Origin of the sequence: Janthinobacterium sp. SUN128, assembly GCF_030587275.1 — a bacterium.
GTDB lineage: Bacteria > Pseudomonadota > Gammaproteobacteria > Burkholderiales > Burkholderiaceae_D > Janthinobacterium > Janthinobacterium lividum.
In genome coordinates this window covers 18,687-42,465 of the sequence record NZ_JAPWHY010000002.1, presented here as the reverse complement: position 1 = coordinate 42,465, position 23,779 = coordinate 18,687, and the positions used below count along the sequence as shown (strand labels likewise).

Genomic DNA, 23,779 nt, shown 5'->3' with positions numbered 1-23,779 from the left:
GTGCCGGTACGCTGGCACTGGTTGAAAAGCAAAAACCCGCAGATTCATTCTGGCGGGTTTTTTCGCGTTTTTTTTCACATTTTTTGCGGCCGCGCCGGCTTAGCGTGCCGCCGGCAAGTTGCCGATGTTCATGCCCGGCTTGATATTCTTTTGCTTGAACCAGCCCAAGTGCATTTCCAGCGCATAGCGCACGGGTACTGTCCTGGTGGAGCAATGGCTGTCGAGCGTGTGCGGCTGCATGTCTTCGATATTGACGATCTTGCCGCCGGCATCGATAAAGGCCACGGACAGGGGCAGCGGCGTGTTCTTCATCCACATGCATTGCGTCGATGGGTTGCCAAAGACGAACAGCATGCCCGCATTGGCCGGCATCTTTTCACGGTACATCAAACCCTGTTCGCGCTGCTCTTCCGTGGCGGCCACTTCTGCCTGGATCAAATGCATGCCAGCCGACAGTTGCAAGCTCTTTGTCTGCGCTTGAGCAATGCTGGCGCACGCCAGCAGGGCGATCGACAGGCTGAGACGGCGTAGGGAATTTTTCATGGGGCGGGACGGTGGCTGCGAAGCGGCGATTAAGCCATGCTGGTGGCCGCCTGGTCAAGCGTGCTGCCTGGCCGCGCCGAAAGCGTGGGGTTACAGCAACATGCTGCCGTAACCCCGGGAACCGTGTTTATTTCACGGGCTTGCCTTCAGCGGCCGACTGCTTGGTCTTGCGCGCCTGGGGAATCAGGCGCGGCGCATCCGTTGCGGCCGAGGCCTTGGTCGATGCACCTGAGCGCGCCGCATCCGTCGCGGCCGAAGCGTTGACGGTGGCCGATGCCGGCGGCACCGGCTTGGCGGCATCGGTGGCGGCCGAGGCATGGCTGGCAGCCGATGCGGGCGGCGGCTTGACGGCATCGGTCGCGGCGGAAGCGTGCACCTGGGCGCCCGATTGCGCCAGTGCGGCGCCGGCAAGCAGGGAAGCGGCCAGGGCCAGTATTACTTTTGTCATCATCTTTCCTTTTCGGTCATGTTGAGGTCAGATGATTTTAATGCATTATCTAAAAATAAATAGTGCTTATTGGCAAAATTCGGTACGGAAGGCGTTTTTTCTTGTCTGGTTCACGTTTTCCCAATGTTCTCGGCCGGCACCTCGCACCATTCTCCGGGCAGCAAGGGATGGCTGGCCAGCGAGAACGGGCCGATGGCGCTGCGCACCAAGCGCAGGGTGGGCAGGCCGACGGCGGCCGTCATGCGCCGCACTTGCCGGTTCTTTCCTTCTTTCAAGGTGATTGCCAGCCATGAGGTCGGCTTGTCGGCGCGTGCGCGGATGGGCGGATTGCGCGACCACAGCCAGTCCGGCTCGGCGATGCGCACGGCCTTGCATGGCTTGGTGATGAAGTCGCCCAGGTCCAGCGGCGCCTGCAGGCGCGCCAGGCTGGCCGCATCGGGCACGCCATCGACCTGCACCAGGTAGGTTTTCGCTTCCTTGCGGTCCGGGTGGCTGATTTCGTGCTGCAGGCGGCCGTCGTCCGTCAGCAGCAGCAAGCCTTCGCTGTCGGCGTCGAGCCGGCCGGCCGGGTAGATGCCGGGGATGCTCAGATGGTCGGCCAGGGTGGCGCGGCCGTCCTGCGGCGAAAACTGGCACAGGACCTGGAATGGTTTATTGAAGAGGATGAGTGGCATGCTGGTAAAGGAATTGATGTAAGCGATGGTGGCTGCTGGTTGGCGCCGCAAAAGCGTGGCGCCCTGTAGGATACTGGTGCATAATATGGATGTTAGTCTTATGTCTTATAGAAGACATGGACGGTATGGCATTGAGATTCTTTGGCGCCGCAGATGGCCCGGGTGTTCTTTCCCTGCTAAAGTGCGTTGTTGCCGCCATGTTCGCACTTGTTTTTGTAAACTCTGCAACCGCAGAGCGCGTCGCCGGCCTGCGTTGCCCGCCAGCGGTGTGTCCCACTTCGGAGATCACGATGTATCAACATATCACTGTACCTGCTGACAGCCAAAAAATCACCGTCAACGCCGATTTTTCGCTGAATGTACCAGATAATCCCATCGTTCCCTTCATTGAAGGCGATGGCACGGGCATCGATATCAGCCCGGTCATGATCAAGGTGATCGATGCCGCCGTGGCCAAGGCCTACGGCGGCGCGCGCAAGATCAGCTGGATGGAAATTTATGCGGGCGAAAAATCGACGAATGTGTACGGCCCCGACGTGTGGCTGCCGGAAGAAACCTTGCAAGTGCTGAAAGATTACGTGGTCTCCATCAAGGGCCCGCTGACCACGCCCGTCGGCGGCGGCATCCGCTCGCTGAACGTGGCCCTGCGCCAGCAGCTCGATCTGTACGTCTGCCTGCGCCCCGTGCGCTACTTCACGGGCGTGCCATCGCCGGTGAAAGAGCCGGAAAAGACGGACATGGTGATTTTCCGCGAAAACTCGGAAGATATCTACGCCGGCATCGAATACCAGCAAGGCTCCCCAGAGGCCAAGAAATTGATGGATTTCCTCGTCAATGAAATGGGCGTGACGAAAATCCGCTTCCCGGCCACGTCGGGCCTGGGCATCAAGCCCGTGTCCATCGAAGGCACGGAGCGCCTGGTGCGCAAGGCCATTCAGTATGCGATCGACAATGACAAGCCGTCCGTGACGATTGTGCATAAAGGCAACATCATGAAGTACACGGAAGGCGGCTTCCGCGACTGGGCGTATGCGCTGGCGCAAAAGGAATTCGGTGCCGAGCTGATCGATGGTGGCCCATGGTGCAAGTTCAAGAATCCGAAGACGGGCCGCGACATCATCGTCAAGGACTCCATCGCTGACGCGTTCCTGCAACAGATCTTGCTGCGTCCGGCCGAATACAGCGTCATCGCCACCCTGAATTTGAACGGCGATTACATTTCCGACGCGCTGGCGGCGCAAGTGGGCGGCATCGGCATCGCGCCGGGCGCCAACCTGTCCGATTCCGTCGCCATGTTCGAAGCGACGCACGGCACGGCGCCCAAGTATGCGGGCAAGGATTACGTGAACCCCGGTTCGTTGATTTTGTCGGCGGAAATGATGCTGCGCCACATGGGCTGGCTGGAAGCGGCCGACCTGGTGATTTCTTCGATGCAAAAATCGATCGCCTCGAAACGCGTCACCTATGACTTTGCCCGTCTGATGGAAGGCGCCACGCAAGTGTCGTGCTCCGGCTTCGGCGAAGTGATGATCGAGCACATGTAACTGGAGGGGCAGGGTGCCGCGCACCCTGCGGACGAAAAAAAACCCCGTCAGGAGACGGGGTTTTTCACATCTGAGGGCCGGCGATGCTTAGGCTGCTTGGATGTTGGAAGCTTGCTTGCCTTTAGGGCCTTGCGTGACTTCGAATTGAACTTTTTGACCTTCTTTGAGGGTCTTGAAACCGTTCATGTTGATTGCGGAGAAATGAGCAAACAAATCTTCGCCGCCATCATCTGGAGTGATGAAGCCAAAACCTTTGGAATCATTGAACCACTTAACTGTACCTGTTGCCATAAAAAGAACTTTCAAAATTAAAACAAATCACACGAGCCATAAAAGCAAGAAGCTTCTTGCCCCCTCCTCGACGTCTCACTTCTTATCAAGCTGTACATTACTGCAACAGTCGATACAGCATTGTTGGCGGAATAAATAATGAAGTCAAGCGCTTTTCCATCGATATTGCCAAATTCTTCACGACAACCAAAAAAGCAACTCTTGATTTTGACGGCAAGGTCGCCATCTGCGCAGTATTAAGAAAACGCGTAAGATTGAAAACAATTGGAAAGGCGTAGATATTGCGCATGACAACCACTGTGAAAGCATTAGAATAAGCGTATGGCAACCAAGCACGACACAGAAACCCTGCTGGAGCGGCAAGTGCTGAAGCCGCCACCGCTCTACCAGGTAGCCTTGCTCAATGACGACTACACCCCGATGGAATTTGTGGTGGCCATCATTCAGGAGTATTTCAACAAGGACCGTGAAACGGCGACGCAAATCATGCTCAGTGTTCATCGCTACGGCAAAGGAGTGTGCGGCGTGTTCTCTAAAGATATAGCGTGTACCAAAGTGGAGTTCGTTTTAACGCATGCGCGCAAGGCGGGGCATCCCCTGCAGTGCGTGATGGAGGAAGTATGATTGCGCAGGAATTAGAAGTAAGTTTGCACATGGCGTTTGTCGAAGCTCGGCAGGCACGGCACGAATTCATCACGGTTGAGCATTTACTGCTGGCACTGCTGGACAATCCCTCCGCTGCCGAGGTGTTGCGTGCCTGCGCGGTCAATATAGAAGACCTGCGCAAGACCCTCACCAATTTCATCGGCGATAACACGCCGACCGTGCCTGGCACGGGCGAAGTCGACACCCAGCCGACGCTTGGTTTCCAGCGCGTGATCCAGCGCGCCATCATGCATGTCCAGTCCGCCTCGAATGGCAAGAAGGAAGTCACGGGCGCCAATGTGCTGGTGGCCATCTTCGGCGAAAAGGATTCGCATGCGGTGTACTACCTGCACCAGCAGGGCGTGACGCGCCTGGACGTGGTCAATTTCATTTCGCACGGCGTGCGCAAGGACCAGTCGACGGAAAGCGCGAAAGCCTCCGAAGGGGTGGAAGAAGCGCCTGTCGATGGCCAGCCGAAGGAAAGCCCGCTCGACCAGTTCACGCAAAACCTGAACAAGGCCGCCGCCGAAGGCAAGATCGACCCGCTGATCGGCCGCGAGGAAGAAGTCGACCGCGTGATCCAGATCCTGTGCCGCCGCCGCAAGAACAATCCGCTGCTGGTCGGCGAGGCGGGCGTGGGCAAGACGGCCATCGCCGAAGGCCTCGCTTACCGCATCACGCAAAGCGATGTGCCGGAAATCCTGCAGAATGCCGTCGTGTATTCGCTGGACATGGGCGCCTTGCTGGCCGGTACCAAATACCGCGGTGACTTCGAGCAGCGCCTGAAAGCCGTGCTCAAGCAATTGAAGGACAATCCGAACGGCATCCTGTTCATCGACGAAATCCACACCATCATCGGTGCGGGCTCGGCGTCGGGCGGCACGCTGGACGCGTCCAACCTGCTGAAACCGGCACTCGCCAACGGTCAATTGAAGTGCATCGGCGCGACCACGTACACGGAATTCCGCGGCGTGTTCGAGAAAGACCATGCGCTCTCCCGCCGTTTCCAGAAAGTGGACGTCAACGAGCCGACCGTCGAGCAAACCGTGCAGATCCTGCGCGGCTTGAAATCGCGCTTCGAAGAGCACCATGGCGTGAAATACTCGGCCTCGGCCCTGTCGACGGCGGCCGAACTGGCGGCGCGCTTCATCAACGACCGCCATCTGCCCGACAAGGCGATCGACGTCATCGATGAAGCGGGCGCGGCACAGCGCATCTTGCCGAAGTCGAAACAGAAGAAAACCATCGGCAAGGCCGAGATCGAGGACATCATCGCCAAGATCGCGCGCATTCCGCCGCAAACGGTCAACCAGGACGACCGCAGCAAGCTGCAGACGATCGACCGCGACTTGCGCAATGTTGTGTTCGGGCAAGATCCCGCCATCGACGCGCTGGCGTCGGCCATCAAGATGGCCCGTGCCGGCCTGGGCAAGACAGACAAGCCGATCGGTTCCTTCCTGTTCTCCGGTCCGACGGGCGTCGGCAAGACCGAAGTGGCGAAACAGCTGGCCTTCATCCTCGGTATCGAGCTGATTCGTTTCGACATGTCGGAATACATGGAACGCCACGCCGTCAGCCGTTTGATCGGCGCGCCACCGGGCTATGTTGGTTTCGACCAGGGCGGCTTGCTGACGGAAGCGATCACCAAGAAGCCGCATGCGGTCTTGCTGCTCGATGAAATTGAAAAAGCCCATCCGGACATTTTCAATATCCTGCTGCAAGTGATGGATCACGGCACCTTGACGGACAACAATGGCCGCAAAGCCGATTTCCGCAACGTGATCATCATCATGACGACGAATGCGGGCGCGGAAAGCTTGCAAAAGACGTCGATCGGCTTCACCAACTCGAAGCAGGCTGGCGACGAGATGGCCGACATCAAGCGTATGTTTACGCCGGAGTTCCGCAACCGTATCGACGCGACCATCAGCTTCCGCGCGCTGGACCAGGAAATCATCCTGCGCGTGGTCGACAAGTTCCTGATGCAACTGGAAGAGCAGCTGCACGAGAAAAAGGTCGAAGCCGTGTTTACCGAGAAGCTGCGTGCCTTCCTCGGCAAGAAAGGTTTCGATCCGCTCATGGGCGCGCGTCCGATGGCGCGTTTGATCCAGGACATGATCCGCAAGGCCCTGGCCGACGAACTGTTGTTCGGCCGCCTGGTGACGGGCGGACGGGTCACCGTCGACCTCGACGACAAGGACCAGGTCTTGCTGGAATTCCCGGAACCGCCAGACGCGGCGCCGACGGCAGCACCGGAAACGGTGGAAGTGGAATAAGCTTCCTGCTGTCAACAAAAACCCGCCCACGCAAGTGGCGCGGGTTTTTTTACGTTTTTGTGGGCAATAAAGAAGGTTTTAAGAAGGTTTTCTTTGGTCATAGTTATGCCAGAATTGCTGTCCGGTATCGACATGATGTCCATGCCACCTGACCGCTATCTGGATGCTCATATGAAAATTTCCCGCAATCTTAGCTTGCTCCTGTTGTCCGCCGGCCTGCTGGGCAACGCCACCGCTGCCTCTTCTCCTGCCGGCAGCTATTTCCGCTTTCCCGCCGTGCGCGGCGATACCGTAGTCTTCACGGCAGAAGGCGATTTGTGGAAAAGCAGCGTGCGCGGTGGCGCCGCGCAACGCCTGACCACGCATCCCGGCTATGAAACGAACGCGGCGATTTCGCACGATGGCCAATGGATTGCCTTTTCCGCCGCCTATGAAGGGGCGCAGGAAGCGTATGTGATGCCGCTGGCAGGCGGCTTGCCGCGCCGTATTTCGTATGACAACGGCGGCGTGCTGGTCCTGGGTTGGACGGCGCAGGGCGAGGTGCTGGTTAGCACGCAAAACACGGATGGTCCCGCTTCGCGCCGCATCGTCGCCGCCATCGACCCCGTGAAACAGACGCGCCGCGTGTTTCCCGTGGCCGATGCCAACGACGCCGTGCTCGACGATGCGGGCAAGACGCTGTTCTTCACGCGTTTCGGCCTGGCCATGACCAACGACAATGTGCGCAATTACCGGGGCGGCGCGCATGCCACCCTGTGGCGCTATGAGGTGGGCGGCAAGGACGAGGCCGTGCGCATGCATGCGGAACCTGCCGTATTGGCTGGCAACAACAAGCGTCCCATGTGGTGGCAAGGCCGCGTTTACTATATTAGCGACGCGGGCGGCAGCGACAATCTGTGGAGCATGCTGCCGGACGGTTCCGACCGCCGCGCATTGACGACGCACAAGCAATGGGACGTGCGTAATGCTTCCTTGGGCGATGGCAAGATTGTGTATCAATTGGGCGCGGACCTGCAGGTGCTGGACCTGGCGGCAGGGACGGACTCATCGCCATTGCCGATCAGCCTCGTATCCGACTTCGACCAGCAGCGCGCGCGCCAGATCCGCTCGCCGCTGGACACCTTGAGCAATGTGCAGCTGTCCGGCAAGGATGAGCGCATCATCCTGACGGCTCGCGGACGCGTCAGCATCGCCGGTACGGGCAGCATGCGCCGCGTCGATATCGCCATTCCCGAAGGGGCGCGGGCGCGCGACGCCGTCTTTTCCAGCGACGAAAAATCCGTCTTCGCCATCGTCGACACGAGCGGAGAGAATGAAATCTGGAAGTACGCCGCCGATGGTTCGGGCAAGGGCGAGCAGCTGACGACGCAGGGAGATAACCACCGCTGGAAGCTGTACCCGTCGCCGGATGGGCGCTGGCTGGCCCACACGGATAAGAAGGGCCGTTTCTGGCTGCTGGACCTGGCGACCAGGGGCAACGCGCTGATCGACGACGCGGGCAAGGCGGGCGTGGACAAGCACGACGAAGTGCAATGGTCGCCCGACAGCCGCAACCTGGCCATCGTGCGTGTGGCCAGCAATGAGCAGCGCGAGCAGATCGGCCTGTACAACCTCGCGTCGAAACAGCTGCAATTCGTCACCAGCGACCGCTATACGTCCGGTTCACCCGTGTTTTCGCCCGACGGGCGATGGTTGTACTTCATGTCGGCGCGCAATTTCCAGCTGGCCAACGGCTCGCCGTGGGGCGACCGCAACATGGGGCCCGTGTTCGACAAGCGTATCGGCGTATATGCGCTGGCGCTGCAGCCTGGCAACCGTTTCCCGTTCCAGCCCGACGATGAACTGAGCCGCCCTGGCGTCAAGCCGGCCGAGACGGACGATGAAAAGGCGGCCGAACTGGCGGCGGAAAAGGCATTGGAAAAGGCCGGCGGCAAGGGCGCCGTGAAAAAGGTAGCGGCTGCGCTGCCGGCCATCGTCAGCCAGGGCCTGGCCGAGCGCCTGTATGAAGTGCCGCTGGCGGCGGGCAATTACAGCGCGCTGGCCGCCGATGACAAGCGCCTGTATTTCCTCGAACGGGACAGCGGCGAGAACAAGTCCAGCCTGAAGACTTTGGCGATTGGCAATACCGGTTCCAAGCCGGAACTGCTGGTGGCCAACGTGCGTGAATTCGACCTGGCGCAGGATAAAAAGCATTTGTACTACCGCACGGCGGCAGCTACGGGACCGGGCGAGATGCTGGTGATCGAGGCGGGCGCCAAGCTGCCGTCCGACCTGTCGAAAGCCAAGGTCAAGGTTGACGACTGGACGTTTGTGTCGAATCCGCGCCTGGAATGGAAGCAGATGTTCAACGATGCCTGGCGCTTGCACCGCGACTTCCTGTACGACGCGAAGATGCGCGGCGTGAACTGGAAGGCGGCGCGCGACAAATATGCGCCGCTGGTCGAGCGGGTCACGGACCGCGCCGAACTCAATGATCTACTCGGCATGATGGTGGCCGAAGTGGGCGCGCTGCATTCGCAGATCCGTCCCGGCGAATTGCGCCGCACGGAGCAGGAAGGCACGCCTGCGGGCCTGGGCGCCGTGCTGGCGCGGACAAACGACGGTTACCGGGTCGAGCATGTCTACCGCAGCGAAGCGGAATTGCCCTCGGCGCGCGCGCCGCTGTCGCGCCCCGACGTGGATGTGAAGGCGGGCGACGTGATCACGGCCGTCAACGGCAAGGACGTGCTGGCCGCGCGCGATATCAGCGACCTGCTGCTGAACCAGGCCGACAAGCAGGTCTTGTTGCAGGTCAAACGGGGGAATGGCAAGGGCGCGCCGCGCGCCGTCATCGTCACGCCCGTCAACATGGCGAAACAGACGGCGCTGCGCTATGGCGACTGGGAATTGAGCCGCGCCGAGCAGGTGGCGGCCGATTCGCAGGGGCGCATCGGCTACCTGCACCTGCGCGCCATGGGCCCGAATGACATCGCCTCGTTCGCGCGCGATTTTTACGCCAACATCAACCGCGAAGGTCTGATCATCGACGTGCGGCGCAATAACGGCGGCAATATCGACAGCTGGATCATTGAAAAACTGCTGCGCAAGGCCTGGGCCTACTGGGCGCCGCCGGGCGTGCAGCCATCGTCGAACATGCAGAACACCTTCCGCGGCCACCTGGTGGTGCTGGTCGATGAACTCACGTATTCCGATGGCGAGACCTTTGCCGCCGGCGTCAAGGCCCTGGGCCTGGCGCCGCTGGTGGGCAAGCGCACGGCCGGCGCCGGCGTCTGGCTCAGCGACAATACGCGCCTGGCGGATAACGGTATGGCGCGCGTGGCGGAAAACGGCCAGTTCGGCATCGATGGCCAGTGGCTGATCGAAGGCGTGGGCGTGGTGCCGGACGTGGAGGTGGAAAACCCGCCGCACGCCACCTTCAATGGCGCCGACCGCCAGCTGGAAGTGGCGCTGGACATGCTGGCGAAAAAGCTCAAGGAGCAGCCGCGCCCCGCATTCCAGGCGCAGCCGATCCCCGCGTTGAAATAGTCCCGCTACAGGCCGCAGGCGGCCTTGAACTGTTGCGCGCGGCGGCGCGAGACCTCGACCACGCTGCCGTCCAGCAGGTGCAGGTCGAGGCCATCGGCGGCGTTCGGTGACAGCTGCGCCACCTGCGCCAGGTTGACGATCTGGCGCCGGTTGGCGCGCAGGAACAGGGCGGGATCGAGTTTTTCTTCCAGCTGGTTCAGGGTGCGCAGCATCAGCGGACGCTGTTCGCCGAAATGCACGCGCGTGTAGTTGCCTTCCGATTCCAGCAGGCGGATATCGTCAAACGCCACAAACCAGCAGCGTTCTCCATCCTTGATGAAGACCTTGCGCGGCGCAGGCGGCGGCACGGCTTGCGCCCGCGCTCCGGCACGCGCCAGCGCCGTGGCCAGGCGCGCCGCCTGCACGGGTTTTTGCAGGTAGTCGAGGGCGCTGACCTCGAACGCCTGCAGCGCGTACTGGTCGAAGGCCGTGCAAAAGATGACGTCGGGCGCATCGTCCAGCGCGGCCAGCAGGTCGAAGCCGGAGCCGCCCGGCATCTGCACGTCGAGCAGCAGCAGGTCGGGGCGCAGCTTGCCGATCTGCGTGATGGCGTCGGCCGCGCTGGCCGCCTCACCCACGATTTCCACGGCACCTTGCTGCACATGCGGCGCCAGCAGGCGCCGCAGCTCGGCGCGCGCCAGGCGCTCGTCATCGATCAGCAGTATCCTGAGCGGCTGGCCGTTCATGCCAGTTCCGGCAAGTGGATGGTGGCGTGTACCCAGCCCGCCTGTTCGCACAGTTCCAGGCTGGCGCGCTCGCCGCAGGCCAGCTGCAGGCGCTGGCGCGCATTGCGCAGGCCGATGCCGGTGGAGCCGGACGCGCTGCGCAGCCTGCCCGTGTTGGCGACCTCGATCTGCAGCGTATCCATGCCAGCGCCGCGCCGCGCCGCGATGCGGATGTCGCCGCCATCGGCACTCGCTTCGACGCCATATTTGACGGCATTTTCCACCAGCGTTTGCAGGGCCATGGGCGGCACGCGCACGAGCTCCAGGCCGGGGGCGATGTCGAAGCTGACGCGCAGGCGCTCCTCGAAGCGACTCTGTTCGATGGCCAGGTAGGCGCGCACGGCCTCCAGTTCTGCCGCCAGCGGCACGGTGGCGTGCTGGCTGGACTGCAGCGCATGGCGCATCAGGTTGGCCAGCTGGTCGATCATGTGCGCGGCCGCTTCGCGGTCTTCGAAGATCAGCGCGCGCACGCTATTGAGGCTGTTGAAGAAAAAATGCGGATTGACTTGCGCCTGCAGGGCACGCAACTGGGCATCCTTGGCCAGCACTTCCAGGCGCAGCGCCTCGGCCTCGAAACGGCTGGCGCGGCGCAGCGACAGCGCGGTGAAGTAGAACACCGTCCAGGTCAGGAATACCCCGAACCAGAACAGCAGCGCGCCGGGCAGCCAGGCGATGCCGCGGATGGTGTCCGGCGGATACATGACGTGGAAGGCGGCCGTCACGCTGGCCGTCTGGATGGCGGCCAGCACGATCAGCGACGGCACGATGCGCTGCCAGCGCAAGCCGTTCGCCGCCCAGCCGCGCCGGCGCAGGACGCCATGCCACAGGTGCGACAGCAGCAGCCCGCCCAGCGAGCCCCAGCTGGCAATCGTCACGACGATGCGCAGCTGCGTGGAGCCGCCATACACGCTGTTGAACAGGGTGAGCGCGCCCCAGCCGGCCAGCTGGAAGGTCCAGTACCAGTTGATCCTGGCCAGCAGCGGCGGCCGATGCAAGGGCGCGTTCATCGCCTAGTCCAGGAACTGTTCGATGCGCGCCTGCATCCAGTCCGGCTGGTCGTACATGATGAAGTGGCGCGCCGTGTCGGCCAGCGCGACTTTTACGCCGGGCAGCTGGGCATACTGCTGCTGGAAGGTCGCTTCGATGGCGGCGCGCGGCGCATAGTCCTTGTAGGCGATCCAGGTACCCAGCACCAGGGTTGGCGATTTTATTTTCGCCACGTCCTGGCGCAGGTCGCTGGCCACCAGGGTGCCCATGGCCTTGATCACCGTCTCGCGGTCCGAGCGCTGGCCCCAGCCGATGATGCGCTCCACGTCGGCCGGCGCGCTGGCCATGCTGCTTACCGTGCGGCGCTGGCTGGCGGCGTAGGTGGTCTCATCCTGCGCGCGCATGGCCGATTGCATCTGCGCAGCCATGGCTTGCAGCTGCGGCGGCGTGATGGAGGGCAGCTGCGTCGCGCCCAGCGCCGGCAGCGAGTCGACGATCACCAGCTTGCCCGTTTGGTCAGGATGGTCGATGGCCATTTTCAACGCCAGGAAGCCGCCCAGGCTATGCCCGATGATGGCCGGCTGGCCCAGTTTTTGGGTGCCGATGTAGTCGGCCAGTTGTTGCTCGGCCTGCGCCAGCAGGTCGCCCTCGATGGGCGCCACGCCGGCAAAGCCGGCCAGTGTCAGCACGTGGCATTGGCGTGCGGCTTGCGGGCCGCACAGGCGCGCCACCGTGCCTTGCCAGACTTCGCCGGAAGACGCCAGGCCGGGAATCAGGATCAGGGGACGGCCTTGTCCGGTGACCTCGATCGTGAAGGCCTGGGGCGCGGCGGCCTGGCTGGCGCCCGCCAGCAGCGCGGTACTGAGCAAGATCAATGTTTGCAGTGTTCGTTTCATGGGGTGTTCCTCCTTGACGACCATGCTAGCGGCGCCGGGAGCGCGCGGCCAGCGCTGCGGGATGAGCGGCGCCAGGGCGGGATGAGTGGTTCAGATCCACGCATCCTGATCCTGGCAGTGCTCCGGGAGGTAGGTCAGGTACTGCACCATGCGCGGCGCCGGGCCGCGGTTGGGCGTGGCGCAATGGGGCAGGGCCTGGTGCCAGATGATGAAATCGCCGGCCATGCCTTCGACGGGCACGGGCCGCAAGTCCTCGACGGCCCATTCGCGCGGCTGGCGGCCCGGCGGTACTTGCCGCAGCCAGCCGGCCATGTGGTGCTGGAAGCCGGGCACGCAGTGAAAGGCGCCGTGCTGCGCCGGACAGTCGCTCAGGTACAGCATGCCTTGCAGCTTGAAGGGAACCGGCTGTTGCAGGCTGACGTCCCAGTGCAGGGCGCTGCCAAGGAAACGGTGCTGCGGCGTTTCCGGCGGATTGAAGCTCACCTTGTCGATGCTGGCGTAGATGCCGGTGCCGGCGCCGATGCCGTTGTCATATAGCTGCTGACAGGCGTGGCGTATGTGCGCGCAGTGGCGGTTTTCCTCGAGGGCCGGATGGTCGGAAAACTGCAGCATCAGGCCCCGCTTGCCCGGGTGCGGCCGGTACCACGATGCCGCATCATCGGGGCTGGCGTCCAGGTATTCCCATATCGCCGTTTGTGCTGCGAGGCACTGCGCGCGCGGCACTGCGCCGCGCAGCACCAGGTAGCCGTGCTCCTCGAAATGGCGCAGTTCGGCGGCCGACAGCACGTCCTGATGCGCGCTGGCGGCGTGCGCCGGGCGGACGCGCGTGCGGCCAGCCAGCCACGCCTGGAAGGCTTCCAGCGTAGGGCGTTGCTGGAACAGGAACTGCATGGCGTCTTCCATGGAAATGCCGCGCGCATACAGCGCCTTGATGTCCCGGTGGTCGCGCGCCAGTCCCTGGCTGCCGGCCGCGCCGCCGTGTCCCGTGCAGCGTTGCCATAATTCGTGCAAGTGAGGCCAGTCGTCCATGGTGTCTTTTGTCTGGTTGAAGAAATCAGCCGGTGCGCAGGCGGCGCCACAGGGTGGTGCGGCTGATGCCGAGGTAGTGGGCGGCGGCGTCGCGGCGTCCGCCAAAGCGCGCCAGCACGGCGCTGGCGCTTTCGTCTTCTTGGCACGGCGCGATGGCGGCGGCCGGCGACGGCAGCGGCGCCGGCGTGCCGGCAGCATTGGCCAGTTCCGGCGCCACGCCCAGCACGAAGGCGGGCGTCAGCGCCTGCAGCGGTTCGGCGGCCAGGAACAGGGCCAGGCGCTCGGCCAGGTTGCGCAGTTCGCGCACGTTGCCGGGCCAGTCGTAGCGGCGCAGCAGCGGCGCGCAAGCCTGGATTTCCGCATGCAGGTTGGGGTGCGGACGGGCGCCCAGCGCGGCCAGCGCATTTTTCAGCGACCACTCGGCCAGGCCGGGAATGTCGCTGGCGCGTTCGCGCAAGGCGGGCAAATGCAGGCGCAGCACGGCCAGACGGTAAAACAGGTCGGCGCGGAAGCGTCCTTCGCGGATGCGCTGTTCCAGGTCGCAATGCGTGGCGCTGATGATGCGCACATTGATGGCGATGGGCCGCGTGCCGCCCACGCGCACCACTTCGCGCTCTTCCAGCACGCGCAGCAATCGCGTTTGCAGGGCCAGCGGCATTTCGCCGATTTCGTCGAGGAACAGGGTGCCGTGGTTGGCCGCCTCGAACAGGCCCGCATGGCCGCCCCTGCGGGCGCCCGTGAAGGCCCCATCCTCGTGGCCGAACAGTTCCGATTCCAGCAGGGATTCGGCGATGGCGCCGCAGTTGATGGCGATGAAGGGGCGGTTCGCGCCCAGGCTGCGCGGGCTTTCGCGATGGATCGCCTGCGCCACCAGTTCCTTGCCGCTGCCCGTTTCTCCCTGGATCAGCACCGTTGCCGGCGAGCGCGCATACAGCACCACCGACTGGCGCAGCGCTTCCATCGCTTCCGACTCGCCGCGCAGATCGTGCAGGCCGTGCCGCGCGCGCAGGGTGTCGGCCACTACCGTGCGGCGTCCCCGGTTCGATTCGATCTGGGTCAGGCGCGCCAGTTCCAGCGCATCGTCGAAGGCGCGCCGGATGGCCGTGGCCGAATACACGAAGACGGCGGCCAGTCCCGCCTCTTCGGCCAGGTCGGTGACGAGGCCCGCGCCGACGACGGCTTTGACCCCGGCCGCCTTCAGTTCATTGATCTGCGCGCGCGCGTCTTCCTCGGTGGCATAGGTGCGCTGAAAGATCTGGAAGCCGAAGGTGGCGGCAAATTCCGCCAGTTCCGGCATCGGGTCCTGGTAGGTGACGACGCCGATGTGCGGCGAGATGCGCCGCGCGCGCGCCAGCGCCTGCATCACGTCGTAGCCGCTGGCCTTGGCGATGATGACGGGTACCGACAGCCTGCCTTTCAGGTAGGCGCCGTTCGAACCGGCCGCGATGACGGCGTCGCAGCGCTCCGTGGCCATGCGTTCGCGGATGTGGCGCACGGCGTCGTCGAAGCCCAGGTTGATCGGTTCGATCGTCGCCAGGTCGTCGTATTCGAGCGTGATGTCGCGGAACAGGTCGAACAGGCGCGAGACGGAGACGGTCCAGATGACGGGTTTGTCGCGGTGGTCGAGCGGAGGTTGGGGAGGGCGGCGCATGCTTTATTCTAAACGATTTGTTTCATTTTTCAGCCATGCAACGGCGTTGCAACGGGCGTGTTGCAAGTGGTCTGTGGTGTTTCAGATATTGCCAATAAGGAATATGAAAAAACCCCGGGAAACTGGTTTATGATCTAGCAGCACCATGATGCTTGGAAGAATATTTGCCCAGGCGCATGTTTATCTTGTCCTTAACCATCCCATGGTGTCCATGAACCGCGTACCGACCAGTCCCGATTTCATCGCCGATGCCTTGCAACTGATTGCCTTGCCGGCCTGCGCCTGCGATGCCTGCGGCATGGTGGTGGCCGCGAATGGCGCCTTGCAGGCCCTGCTGGGTCGGGATATGGCGGGCCGGCTGCTGGCCGACTGCTTTACGGACGCTTACCGCGCGTCGAGCACCAGCATGCTGCGCGGCGCGCTTGGCGCGGCCGGGCGCGAGCGGCACTGGGACAGCAGCCTGGAAGGGGAGGCGGGCGCCATCGCCGTGCAGGTCTGGTCGCGGCCCCTGCTGGTGGACGATGGCTTGCCCGGTGCGACCCTCGTGTTTGCCGACATCAGCGTGCAGCAGCGCGACCAGCAAGCCTTGCGCAAGACCTTGCTCGAGCAGCAGGCGATCCTGGAAAGCGCGGCCGTCGGCATCGTCTTTTCCAAGGGCGGCTTCATCGAGGAGTGCAATATCCGCGCCGCCGAGATGCTCGGCTACGCGCGTCACCAGCTGACGGGCATGCCGGGCGCGGTGCTGTACCGCTCCGCCGAGCATTGCCGCGCCCTGGGGCTGGAAGCGGCGCCGCTGCTGTCGAAGGGCAAGCCGTACCGCACGGAACTGGAATTGCGGCGTCAGGATGGCACCCTGTTCTGGAGCCGCCTGCACGGGCGTGCCGTCGATCCCCTCAATACGCATGACGGCACGGTCTGGATCATCGAAGACATCAGCGACCACCGGCGCGATGAAGACCAGCTGCGGCGCGCCATGCTGGAAATGCAGGCGGTGATGGATAACGCGCCCCTGGCCATCGGTTTTCAGCGCGACAAGGGCGTGCTGCGCTACAACCGGCGTTTCGCCGAATGCTTCGGTTTTGACGGCGACAGCGGCGTGGGCCTGGCCGTCGCCGACCTGTATCCGTCGCGCGCTGCGTATGACAATGTCGTGCGCCAGGCCGCACCGCTGCTGCGGCGCGGCTTGCCGTTCCAGGGCGAGATGGAGATGCGCCGCCGCGACGGCTCCACGTTCTGGGCGCTGGCGTATGGCTATGTGCTGAATCCCGAGAGCCAGTCCGACCGCGCGCTGCGCGACACGATCTGGCTGTTCGACGACCGCAGCGCGCAGAAGGCGGCCGAGGAGGCGACGCGCCAGCTGATGCTCGAGCAGCAGGCTATCCTCGACAATGCCTCCGTCGGCATCCTGTTTTCCCGTTCGCGCCTGATCCTGCGCTGCAATCCCCGTTTCGCCGAAATGTTCGGCTACGCGCAGGAGGAGATGACGGGCCTGCCCGCCGCCGAACTGTTTCCGTCGCCCGCCGCCTACGAGGAGTTTGGCGTACAGGCCACGCCGCTGCTGGGACAGGGCTTGCCATACGAGCAGGATGAATCGCTGTTCCGCCGCCGCGACGGCAGCCTGTTCTGGTGCCGCATCCGCGCCAAGGCCGTCGACCAGACGCACAGCGAGCAGGGCGCCATCTGGATACTGGAAGACATCACGTCCAGCCGCCAGACACAGATGGAAGTGGCGGCCATCATGACGAATGCCTCGGTGAGCATCCTGTATACCAAGAACCGCCTGATCACGCGCTATAACCTGGGCTTTGCCGCGATGTTCGGCTATAGCGGCGACGAGGCGCTGGGCTTGCCCGGGCGCGCGCTGTACGTGTCGCAGCAATCGTACGAGCTGCTGGGCGCGGCGGCCTTCCCCTTCCTGTCCGTGGCCAAGCCCTTCCAGACGGAAGTGGAAATGATGCGCCGCGACGGCAGCACCTTGTGGGCGCAGCTGATCGCCTATGTCGTCAATCCGGACGATCCCGCCGCCGGCACCATCTGGATCATCGAGGACCGCACGGAAGCCAAGCGCGCCGAAGAATCCCTGCGCAACGCGCTGCTGGAAAACCAGGCCATCCTGGATAGCGCCGTGCTGGGCATCTCGGTGATAGAGGGCGGCTACAATTTGCGTGCCAACAGCAAGATGGAAGAGCTGTTCGGCTATGGACCGGGTGAAATCAACGGCCTGTCGGTGCAGGCCCTGTATCCGGACATGGCCGCGTGGAAGGTGGCGCGCGGCGAGACGGCGCGCGACTTCGATGCGGGACGCGTGCACATGTCGGAATACCAGCTGGTGCGCAAGGATGGCAGCCGCTTCTGGGCGCGCCTGTCCGGCCGGCCGTTCGACCTGGCGCATGCGCATGGCCGTTCCGTGTGGCTGGTCGACGACGTGACGGCGCGCCGCGAGGCGGCCGAGGCGGTGCGCCGCGCGCGCGACGAGCTGGAATTGCGCGTGCAGGAACGCACGGCCGAACTGGCCGGCGCCAACCTGCTGTTGCAGGGCGAGATCGTCGAGCGGCGCCAGGCCGAGGCGCGGGTGCACCACATGGCCTATCACGACAACCTGACAGGCTTGCCGAACCGCGCGCTGCTGTCGGACCGGCTGGAACGGGCCATGCTGGCCTCGCAGCGTTCCGGGCGCAAGCTGGCCGTGATGTTCATCGACCTGGACCGCTTCAAGACCATCAACGATTCGCTGGGCCACATGACGGGCGACCTGCTGCTCAAGGAAGTGGCCGCCCGGCTGTGCGGCGCCGTGCGCGCCAGCGACACGGTGGCGCGCCTGGGCGGCGACGAATTCGTCGTGCTGGTGCCGGGCATCCGCGGCAGCGACGAAGCGGCGCGCGTGGCCGAGAAGATCATCGAAGCGCTGACGCCCGCCTTTCCGCTCGACGGCCATGTGCTGCACGTGACGCCGTCGATCGGCATCTGCCTGTATCCGGACGATGGCGGCGACGTTGACGCCCTGATGCGCCATGCCGATGCGGCCATGTACCACGCCAAGGGCAATGGCCGCAATAACTACCAGTTCTTCACGCAGACGATGAACCAGGCGGCGGCCTTGCACTTCGACCTGGAAAGCAGCTTGCGCACGGCGCTGGCGCTGCAGCAGTTCGAACTGTTTTACCAGCCCGTCATCGATATCGCCACGCGTCGGCTGCATGGCATGGAAGTGCTGCTGCGCTGGCGCCGCCCGGGCCATGGCCTGGTGCTGCCGGACCGCTTCATTCCCATCATGGAGGAAAACGGCCTGATCGTGCCGGTGGGCGAATGGGTGATGCGCCAGGCCTGCGAGCAAAGCATGGCCTGGCAGCGCCAGGGCTTGCAGCCCGTGCCCTTGGCGGTGAATCTGTCGCCGCGCCAGTTCATGCACAAGGGCCTGGTGGCGGCGATTGGCGCCGTGGTGCGGGAAACGGGCATCGACCCGGCGCTGCTGGAATTCGAGATCACCGAGACGGCGCTGATGCAGCACGGCGAGCATACGCTGGAGATTCTGCGCCAGATCAATGGCATGGGCTTGCGCCTGTCGATCGACGATTTCGGCACCGGCTATTCCAGCCTGGCCTACCTGAAGCGCTTCCCCGTGAAGAAGGTCAAGATCGACCGCGCCTTCATCAAGGACCTGGAGCACAGCGGGGAAGACCGCGCCATCGTGGCGGCCATCATCGCGCTGGCCGACAGCCTGCAATTGTCGGCCGTGGCCGAGGGCGTGGAGACGGAAGAGCAGTTCGCCCTGCTGCAGGCGAACGGCTGCCGCTATGCGCAGGGCTATCTGTTTTCCGCGCCAGTGCCTGCCGTGAACGCGCAGGCCTTGCTGGAGCGGATAGTCGTTAGCTAGTCAATCGTCGCCACGACTGGCGCATGGTCGGACGGCTGTTCCCATTTGCGGGGCGAGTGCTCCACTGTCGATGATGCGCGCCCTGTCTAGTCGATGGTGGCCACGACGGGTGCATGGTCGGACGGCTGTTCCCACTTGCGGGGCACGCGGTCGATGACGCACGCCGTGCAGCGGGCGGCGAGGGCGGGCGAGAGCAGGATGTGGTCGATGCGCAGGCCCTTGTTCAGGCGGAAGCCCAGCTGGCGGTAATCCCACCAGCTGAACGATTTGTCCGCCTGCTCGAACAGGCGGAAGGCATCCGTCAGGCCGATGTCGAACAGGCGCTGCAGGGCGGCGCGTTCCTTGTCCGACACCAGTACCTGGCCTTCCCAGGCGACAGGGTCGTGCACGTCGCGGTCGTCGGGCGCGATATTGTAGTCGCCGACGACGGCCAGTTGCGGGTGCTGCTGCGCTTCTTCTGCCAGCCAGTCGTGCAGGGCGGCCAGCCAGCCCAGCTTGTATTCATACTTGTCCGAGTCGACGCTCTGGCCGTTCGGCACGTAGGCGCAGACGACGCGCACGCCACCGATGGTGGCGGCCAGGATGCGCTGCTGCGCATCTTCATAGCGCGGGTTGTTCTTCACCACGTCGGTGATCGGCAGCTTCGACAGGATGGCCACGCCGTTATACGTTTTCTGGCCGCTGAAGACCACCTGGTAGCCGGCCGCCTCGATCTCGGCGACGGGGAACTTGTCGTCCGTCAGTTTGGTCTCTTGCAGGCAGAGTATGTCGACCGGGTTGTCTGTCAGCCACTGCAGCACTTGCGGCAGGCGCACTTTGAGCGAGTTGACGTTCCAGGTGGCGAGTTTCATGGGAAAAATCCTTGCTTGAATGGGTATCGTTAGGCGCGAATCTTACCGCATGCGTGTCGATGACGTCTTGCGCCGCTTGCCGGGTAGGAGCTTTATTTGCTGGCAGGGAAAAAGAGTACAAATAAAGTATTTATACTTAACCAATCGTGGCGCATGAATATTATGTTTTTGTGTATCATTGATCAACCCCTATGTTTGATTTGGCATAAGTGGCTGGCGTGGCAGGATGCGTCTCGCTGATTAACGCGACAAAGGTGTAAAGTTTCTCGCTAAAACGCGATAAAAACTACTAAAATGGCACCGTGTAACAACTGTGTCACACAGCTTTGTTACGGCCAAGTTGGCAACCAGACAGGAAGCAGTTGTAATTAGTTGTAATTGCTATTCCGATTACATGACCACTGTGCCGGGGACGGAGTGTCAATTCCGTCCTTGGCGCCGCCAGACTTGTTATATAAATTGCAGTACTATATCTATGAGACTGTTTTGCGACATCAATAGATGGTACTATTTTGAAATGTTGCAGTTTTAATAGTGAGACTTGCGCGTAGCATTTGCAAAGGAAGAAAATGCGAACTGCATTTGAAGCGTGGGCGCAGCGTGACGGCCACATTGTGCGGCGAAGAGAAGACAAACCGGATGAGTACCTGATTTTCGAGACCCAGCGCCGCTGGGTTATCTGGCAGGCTGCTCTGACGCATGGCAAGACGGCTGCCAAGCCGCGCGTGAGCGCTGCCGAAAAGGCGGCGAAAGCCCAGCGCGCGCTGGAAATGTCTTCCGATGAAGCGACCGTGCGCAACAAGGTGCTCAATGAAGTGCTCGACGCCTTCAGCGGCGCCGATGGCGCGGCCGGCATGGAAGGCATACTGAAAGTGATCCAGGGCCTGAAGCAGAAGCAGAAGGCACTGGCCGACGACAAGAGCGAAGATTCAACGGCTTGAGGGGACGGCGATGCGTTATCGGCACTACAAGGGCGGCATTTACGAACTGGTGTGCGAAGCCACGCTGGAAGCGGATCTGACGCCGATGATCGTCTATCGCGCCGCCGACGGTTCCATCTGGACCCGGCCGAAGGACGTATTCTTTCAACTGATCGAAGTCGAAGGCGTCATGGTCCAGCGTTTCGCTCCCATCAACTGATGGCCGCCTGCGTGCGTGCCCGGGATACTCTTCATGCGTAAATTGCTGCCTGCCGCTCTGGTGCTGGGCTTTGCCTGCGCCGCGGCGCACGCCGAAACCATCGGCTCGGTCGACACGGTGTTCAAACTGATCGGTCCTGACCACAAGATCGTCGTCGAAGCGTATGACGACCCGCGCGTCGCCGGCGTCAGCTGCTATCTGTCGCGCGCCAAGACGGGCGGCATCAAGGGCGCCGTCGGCCTGGCAGAAGACAAGGCCGATGCGGCCGTGGCGTGCCGCCAGGTGGGGCCGCTGCAATTCAAGGGCAAGCTGCCACGCCAGGAAGAAGTGTTTACCGAGCGAGCCTCGATCTTTTTCAAGCATGTGCGCGTCGTGCGCATGGTCGACAGCAAGCGCAATGCGCTGGTCTACCTCGTGTATTCCGACCGCCTGATCGACGGCAGTCCGAAAAACAGCGTCACCGCCGTCGCCGTGCCCGGCGACCAGCCGATTCCCGTCCGTTAAGCGAGCTTCCCATGCGCGTGCCATCGTCTGCCGACCTTGCCGCCAGGACGCTGCTGCTGTTTGGCCTGGGCGGCTGCGCCACCCTGACTGGCAACACCGAGCAGATGGTGCTGGTGCAAACCATCCAGGATAACCGCGAACTGACGGGCGCCGGCTGCATCCTCAGCAACGACGTGGGCAAGTGGTTCGTCACCACGCCCGGGCGCATCACCATCCGCAAGAGCCAGGAACCGTTGAAGGTCGACTGCCGCAAGCACGGTTCGCCCGCCATCGCGACGGACGACCATATCGACCCCAAGCTCAATGGCAGCGTCTGGGGCAATGTCATCCTGACCCTGGGCGTCGGCTATTTCGTCGACCGCAACACGGGCGCCGGCTTTGACTACCCATCCATTTTGACCATCGTCATGCAGGACCCCGCGCGCCTGGCGCCGCCGCCCGCGCCCGTCGCCGCGAAGCCGCAGCCGGCCGCCGTGCCGGAAACGGTGGTGCAGCCCAAGGTGGCGCCGTCGCCCTTGCCCAATCCCGTCGTCTACTGATTCAACTGCACATGAAAAAGCCGCCAGGGTCAGTGACTATGGCGGCTGCTTCGCGGCGCCGATAGCGCAGGGCGCGCTACCGGCAGGCGTCAATTTAGACGCGGTTGATCAGGAACGTCGTCAGCAGTGGGACTGGACGGCCGGTCGCGCCTTTTGCGCCGCCCGATTTCCATGCCGTGCCGGCGATGTCCAGATGCGCCCAGGTGTACTTCTTGGTGAAGTTTTCCAGGAAGGCCGCTGCCGTCACCGAACCGCCGCCTGGCGTGCCGATGTTGGCCAGGTCGGCGAAGTTCGACTTCAGCTGCTCGTTGTACGCCTCTTCGATCGGCATGCGCCATGCCGTGTCGCTCGACTGTTTGCCCGCTGCCAGCAATTCATTGGCCAACTGGTCATGCGCCGCATCGCTGCGCGTAAACAGGCCGCTGTTGTGGTGGCCCAGGGCCACGACGCAAGCGCCCGTCAGGGTGGCGATATCGACCACGGCTGCCGGCTTGAAGCGTTCGGCGTAGGTCAGCGCGTCGCACAGCACCAGACGGCCTTCGGCGTCCGTGTTCAGCACTTCGATGGTCAGGCCGTTCATGGAAGTGACGATGTCGCCCGGCTTGGTGGCACGGCCCGACGGCATGTTTTCGCACGCGGCGATGATGCCGATGACGTTCAGCTTCAGGTTCATTTCGCCGATGGCGCGGAAGGTGCCCAGGACGGAGGCGGCGCCGCACATGTCGTACTTCATTTCATCCATGCCAGGACCGGCCTTGATCGAAATGCCGCCCGTGTCGAAGGTGATACCTTTGCCGACCAGGACGACTGGCGCATCCTTGGCCTTGCCGCCCATGTGTTTCAGGACGATGAACTTCGGCGGCTGCTCGCTGCCGTTGGTGACGGACAGGAAGCTGCCCATTTTCAGCGCTTCGAGCTGTTTGCGGTCCAGCACTTCGACTTCGAACTTGTAATCCTTGGCCAGCTGCTTGGCCGTGTTGGCCAGGTAGGTCGGATTGGCGATGTTTGCCGGCAGGTCGCCCAGGTTGCGCGTCAGGTCGGAACCGTTGGCGATGGCGATGGCTTGCGTCAGCGCGCCGCGCGTGGCGGCCGTTGCAGGAGCAGCCAGGACGATCTTGCGCACGCCTGCTGGCGCCGGATCTTTTTTGCTTTTTTGCGAGTCGCAGCGGTATTGGCTGTCATGTGCGGCTTGCACCACGCAACGGATTGCCCAATTTACGTCGCGCTCTTTCACTTCAGCCAGCGGTAATGCGATAATGGCGTCCGCAGCGCCCAGCGAGCCGAAGGCCTTCAGTGCGGCTTGTACGCCGGTCGTGAAGCTTTTTTCGCTGACAGTGTCATCGCTGCCCATGCCTACCAGCAGAACACGTTCGGCGGCGACGCCATCGACTGCGCGCAGCAGCAAGGTGCTGCCAGGCTTGCCGCTGATGTCGCCGGACTTCAGCGCAGCCGAAATCGCACCCTTGCTGTCCAGCGATTTTGCCGCTGGCGACAGTTTTTTGTTTTCGAATACCGCAACCGCGATGCATCCGCTTTTGGCCGTGCCGAGGGTGCTCTTGGTATCGAATGCTTTTATGCTAAAGTCCATTTGGTTCTCC

The 23,779-nt window shown here is 62.9% G+C and carries 20 protein-coding genes; 9 read left to right on the top strand and 11 right to left on the bottom strand.

Annotation, left to right across the window (positions count from 1 at the left end; genetic code table 11):
* Nucleotides 1-99: 99 nt before the first annotated feature.
* The 3 genes from O3297_RS20170 to O3297_RS20160 form a co-directional block, all read right to left on the bottom strand.
* Entirely contained in the window at nt 100-543 is a 444-nt protein-coding gene (locus O3297_RS20170) for a DUF192 domain-containing protein (protein WP_034782186.1), read from the bottom strand.
* Between the two features lie 127 nt (nt 544-670).
* Nucleotides 671-991, bottom strand: a complete 321-nt coding sequence (locus O3297_RS20165; RefSeq protein ID WP_305049779.1) for a hypothetical protein — start codon at nt 989-991, stop codon at nt 671-673.
* A gap of 110 nt (nt 992-1,101) precedes the next feature.
* On the bottom strand, nt 1,102-1,665 hold the full coding sequence (locus tag O3297_RS20160) for a pseudouridine synthase (protein WP_305049777.1): 564 nt from the start codon (nt 1,663-1,665) through the stop codon (nt 1,102-1,104).
* A gap of 290 nt (nt 1,666-1,955) precedes the next feature.
* On the opposite strand from O3297_RS20160, the gene icd reads away from it, so the two are divergent.
* Complete coding sequence (gene icd, locus O3297_RS20155) at nt 1,956-3,209, top strand: NADP-dependent isocitrate dehydrogenase (RefSeq protein WP_305049776.1); 1,254 nt, start codon at nt 1,956-1,958, stop codon at nt 3,207-3,209.
* Between the two features lie 87 nt (nt 3,210-3,296).
* Here icd and O3297_RS20150 read toward each other — a convergent pair whose 3' ends face one another.
* Nucleotides 3,297-3,500: a cold-shock protein gene (locus tag O3297_RS20150; RefSeq protein ID WP_010395943.1), complete on the bottom strand. Its 204-nt coding sequence runs from the start codon at nt 3,498-3,500 to the stop codon at nt 3,297-3,299.
* Nucleotides 3,501-3,821: 321 nt separating this feature from the next.
* Here O3297_RS20150 and clpS point away from each other — a divergent pair, with 321 nt between their 5' ends.
* The 3 genes from clpS to O3297_RS20135 all read left to right on the top strand — a co-directional run bounded on the left by clpS (nt 3,822) and on the right by O3297_RS20135 (nt 9,946).
* Nucleotides 3,822-4,124, top strand: a complete 303-nt coding sequence (gene clpS / locus O3297_RS20145) for an ATP-dependent Clp protease adapter ClpS (protein WP_034751577.1) — start codon at nt 3,822-3,824, stop codon at nt 4,122-4,124.
* Nucleotides 4,121-6,421 carry an ATP-dependent Clp protease ATP-binding subunit ClpA gene (gene clpA, locus O3297_RS20140; protein WP_034751575.1) on the top strand — a complete coding sequence of 767 codons (2,301 nt, stop codon included), beginning with the start codon at nt 4,121-4,123 and terminating at the stop codon, nt 6,419-6,421. Before clpS ends, clpA begins: the two co-directional genes overlap by 4 nt.
* Before the next feature lie 171 nt (nt 6,422-6,592).
* On the top strand, nt 6,593-9,946 hold the full coding sequence (locus O3297_RS20135) for a S41 family peptidase (RefSeq protein WP_305049768.1): 3,354 nt from the start codon (nt 6,593-6,595) through the stop codon (nt 9,944-9,946).
* A gap of 5 nt (nt 9,947-9,951) precedes the next feature.
* On the opposite strand, the gene O3297_RS20130 is transcribed toward O3297_RS20135, so the two are convergent.
* The 5 genes from O3297_RS20130 to prpR all read right to left on the bottom strand — a co-directional run bounded on the left by O3297_RS20130 (nt 9,952) and on the right by prpR (nt 15,273).
* The gene (locus tag O3297_RS20130) at nt 9,952-10,671 is read right to left on the bottom strand and encodes a LytTR family DNA-binding domain-containing protein (RefSeq protein ID WP_305049767.1); all 720 of its coding nucleotides are present in this window, start codon (nt 10,669-10,671) and stop codon (nt 9,952-9,954) included.
* Nucleotides 10,668-11,717: a sensor histidine kinase gene (locus tag O3297_RS20125; protein WP_305049765.1), complete on the bottom strand. Its 1,050-nt coding sequence runs from the start codon at nt 11,715-11,717 to the stop codon at nt 10,668-10,670. The genes O3297_RS20130 and O3297_RS20125 overlap by 4 nt, the downstream gene beginning before the upstream one ends.
* A gap of 3 nt (nt 11,718-11,720) precedes the next feature.
* A complete protein-coding gene (locus tag O3297_RS20120; protein ID WP_305049763.1) occupies nt 11,721-12,593 on the bottom strand; it encodes an alpha/beta fold hydrolase in 873 nt (290 codons plus the stop codon).
* Between the two features lie 90 nt (nt 12,594-12,683).
* A complete protein-coding gene (locus tag O3297_RS20115; RefSeq protein WP_305049761.1) occupies nt 12,684-13,622 on the bottom strand; it encodes a phytanoyl-CoA dioxygenase family protein in 939 nt (312 codons plus the stop codon).
* Between the two features lie 25 nt (nt 13,623-13,647).
* Nucleotides 13,648-15,273 carry a propionate catabolism operon regulatory protein PrpR gene (prpR, locus tag O3297_RS20110; protein WP_305049760.1) on the bottom strand — a complete coding sequence of 542 codons (1,626 nt, stop codon included), beginning with the start codon at nt 15,271-15,273 and terminating at the stop codon, nt 13,648-13,650.
* Between the two features lie 211 nt (nt 15,274-15,484).
* Between prpR and O3297_RS20105 the strand changes: the two genes are divergently transcribed.
* Nucleotides 15,485-19,147 (top strand): EAL domain-containing protein, encoded by a 3,663-nt coding sequence (locus tag O3297_RS20105; RefSeq protein WP_305049758.1) that lies wholly within the window; start codon nt 15,485-15,487, stop codon nt 19,145-19,147.
* Between the two features lie 86 nt (nt 19,148-19,233).
* On the opposite strand, the gene xth is transcribed toward O3297_RS20105, so the two are convergent.
* Nucleotides 19,234-19,998: an exodeoxyribonuclease III gene (xth, locus tag O3297_RS20100; protein ID WP_034782197.1), complete on the bottom strand. Its 765-nt coding sequence runs from the start codon at nt 19,996-19,998 to the stop codon at nt 19,234-19,236.
* A 569-nt stretch (nt 19,999-20,567) separates the two neighbouring features.
* Between xth and O3297_RS20095 the strand changes: the two genes are divergently transcribed.
* From O3297_RS20095 to O3297_RS20080, 4 genes are read left to right on the top strand one after another with little or no spacing between them, the layout of a single operon-like run.
* The gene (locus O3297_RS20095) at nt 20,568-20,939 is read left to right on the top strand and encodes a hypothetical protein (RefSeq protein ID WP_034751548.1); all 372 of its coding nucleotides are present in this window, start codon (nt 20,568-20,570) and stop codon (nt 20,937-20,939) included.
* A 10-nt stretch (nt 20,940-20,949) separates the two neighbouring features.
* On the top strand, nt 20,950-21,138 hold the full coding sequence (locus O3297_RS20090) for a DUF1653 domain-containing protein (RefSeq protein ID WP_034782199.1): 189 nt from the start codon (nt 20,950-20,952) through the stop codon (nt 21,136-21,138).
* A 33-nt stretch (nt 21,139-21,171) separates the two neighbouring features.
* On the top strand, nt 21,172-21,642 hold the full coding sequence (locus O3297_RS20085; protein ID WP_058049645.1) for a CreA family protein: 471 nt from the start codon (nt 21,172-21,174) through the stop codon (nt 21,640-21,642).
* Between the two features lie 11 nt (nt 21,643-21,653).
* Complete coding sequence (locus O3297_RS20080; RefSeq protein WP_305049752.1) at nt 21,654-22,181, top strand: hypothetical protein; 528 nt, start codon at nt 21,654-21,656, stop codon at nt 22,179-22,181.
* Nucleotides 22,182-22,275: 94 nt separating this feature from the next.
* On the opposite strand, the gene O3297_RS20075 is transcribed toward O3297_RS20080, so the two are convergent.
* On the bottom strand, nt 22,276-23,769 hold the full coding sequence (locus O3297_RS20075; protein ID WP_305049750.1) for a leucyl aminopeptidase: 1,494 nt from the start codon (nt 23,767-23,769) through the stop codon (nt 22,276-22,278).
* Between the last annotated feature and the right edge of the window lie 10 nt (nt 23,770-23,779).

Excerpts from the sequence above, each read along its gene's own strand:
- prpR (WP_305049760.1), bottom strand. The coding sequence starts at position 15,273 with ATGCGCCGCCCTCCCCAACCTCCGCTCGACCACCGCGACAAACCCGTC.
- O3297_RS20080 (WP_305049752.1), top strand. The coding sequence starts at position 21,654 with ATGCGCGTGCCATCGTCTGCCGACCTTGCCGCCAGGACGCTGCTGCTG.
- O3297_RS20075 (WP_305049750.1), bottom strand. The coding sequence starts at position 23,769 with ATGGACTTTAGCATAAAAGCATTCGATACCAAGAGCACCCTCGGCACG.
- clpS (WP_034751577.1), top strand. The coding sequence starts at position 3,822 with ATGGCAACCAAGCACGACACAGAAACCCTGCTGGAGCGGCAAGTGCTG.
- O3297_RS20160 (WP_305049777.1), bottom strand. The coding sequence starts at position 1,665 with ATGCCACTCATCCTCTTCAATAAACCATTCCAGGTCCTGTGCCAGTTT.
- O3297_RS20150 (WP_010395943.1), bottom strand. The coding sequence starts at position 3,500 with ATGGCAACAGGTACAGTTAAGTGGTTCAATGATTCCAAAGGTTTTGGC.
- O3297_RS20105 (WP_305049758.1), top strand. The coding sequence starts at position 15,485 with ATGAACCGCGTACCGACCAGTCCCGATTTCATCGCCGATGCCTTGCAA.
- O3297_RS20085 (WP_058049645.1), top strand. The coding sequence starts at position 21,172 with ATGCGTAAATTGCTGCCTGCCGCTCTGGTGCTGGGCTTTGCCTGCGCC.
- xth (WP_034782197.1), bottom strand. The coding sequence starts at position 19,998 with ATGAAACTCGCCACCTGGAACGTCAACTCGCTCAAAGTGCGCCTGCCG.
- O3297_RS20135 (WP_305049768.1), top strand. The coding sequence starts at position 6,593 with ATGAAAATTTCCCGCAATCTTAGCTTGCTCCTGTTGTCCGCCGGCCTG.
- O3297_RS20130 (WP_305049767.1), bottom strand. The coding sequence starts at position 10,671 with ATGAACGGCCAGCCGCTCAGGATACTGCTGATCGATGACGAGCGCCTG.
- O3297_RS20120 (WP_305049763.1), bottom strand. The coding sequence starts at position 12,593 with ATGAAACGAACACTGCAAACATTGATCTTGCTCAGTACCGCGCTGCTG.
- O3297_RS20125 (WP_305049765.1), bottom strand. The coding sequence starts at position 11,717 with ATGAACGCGCCCTTGCATCGGCCGCCGCTGCTGGCCAGGATCAACTGG.
- O3297_RS20090 (WP_034782199.1), top strand. The coding sequence starts at position 20,950 with ATGCGTTATCGGCACTACAAGGGCGGCATTTACGAACTGGTGTGCGAA.
- O3297_RS20095 (WP_034751548.1), top strand. The coding sequence starts at position 20,568 with ATGCGAACTGCATTTGAAGCGTGGGCGCAGCGTGACGGCCACATTGTG.
- O3297_RS20170 (WP_034782186.1), bottom strand. The coding sequence starts at position 543 with ATGAAAAATTCCCTACGCCGTCTCAGCCTGTCGATCGCCCTGCTGGCG.
- O3297_RS20115 (WP_305049761.1), bottom strand. The coding sequence starts at position 13,622 with ATGGACGACTGGCCTCACTTGCACGAATTATGGCAACGCTGCACGGGA.
- icd (WP_305049776.1), top strand. The coding sequence starts at position 1,956 with ATGTATCAACATATCACTGTACCTGCTGACAGCCAAAAAATCACCGTC.
- clpA (WP_034751575.1), top strand. The coding sequence starts at position 4,121 with ATGATTGCGCAGGAATTAGAAGTAAGTTTGCACATGGCGTTTGTCGAA.
- O3297_RS20165 (WP_305049779.1), bottom strand. The coding sequence starts at position 991 with ATGACAAAAGTAATACTGGCCCTGGCCGCTTCCCTGCTTGCCGGCGCC.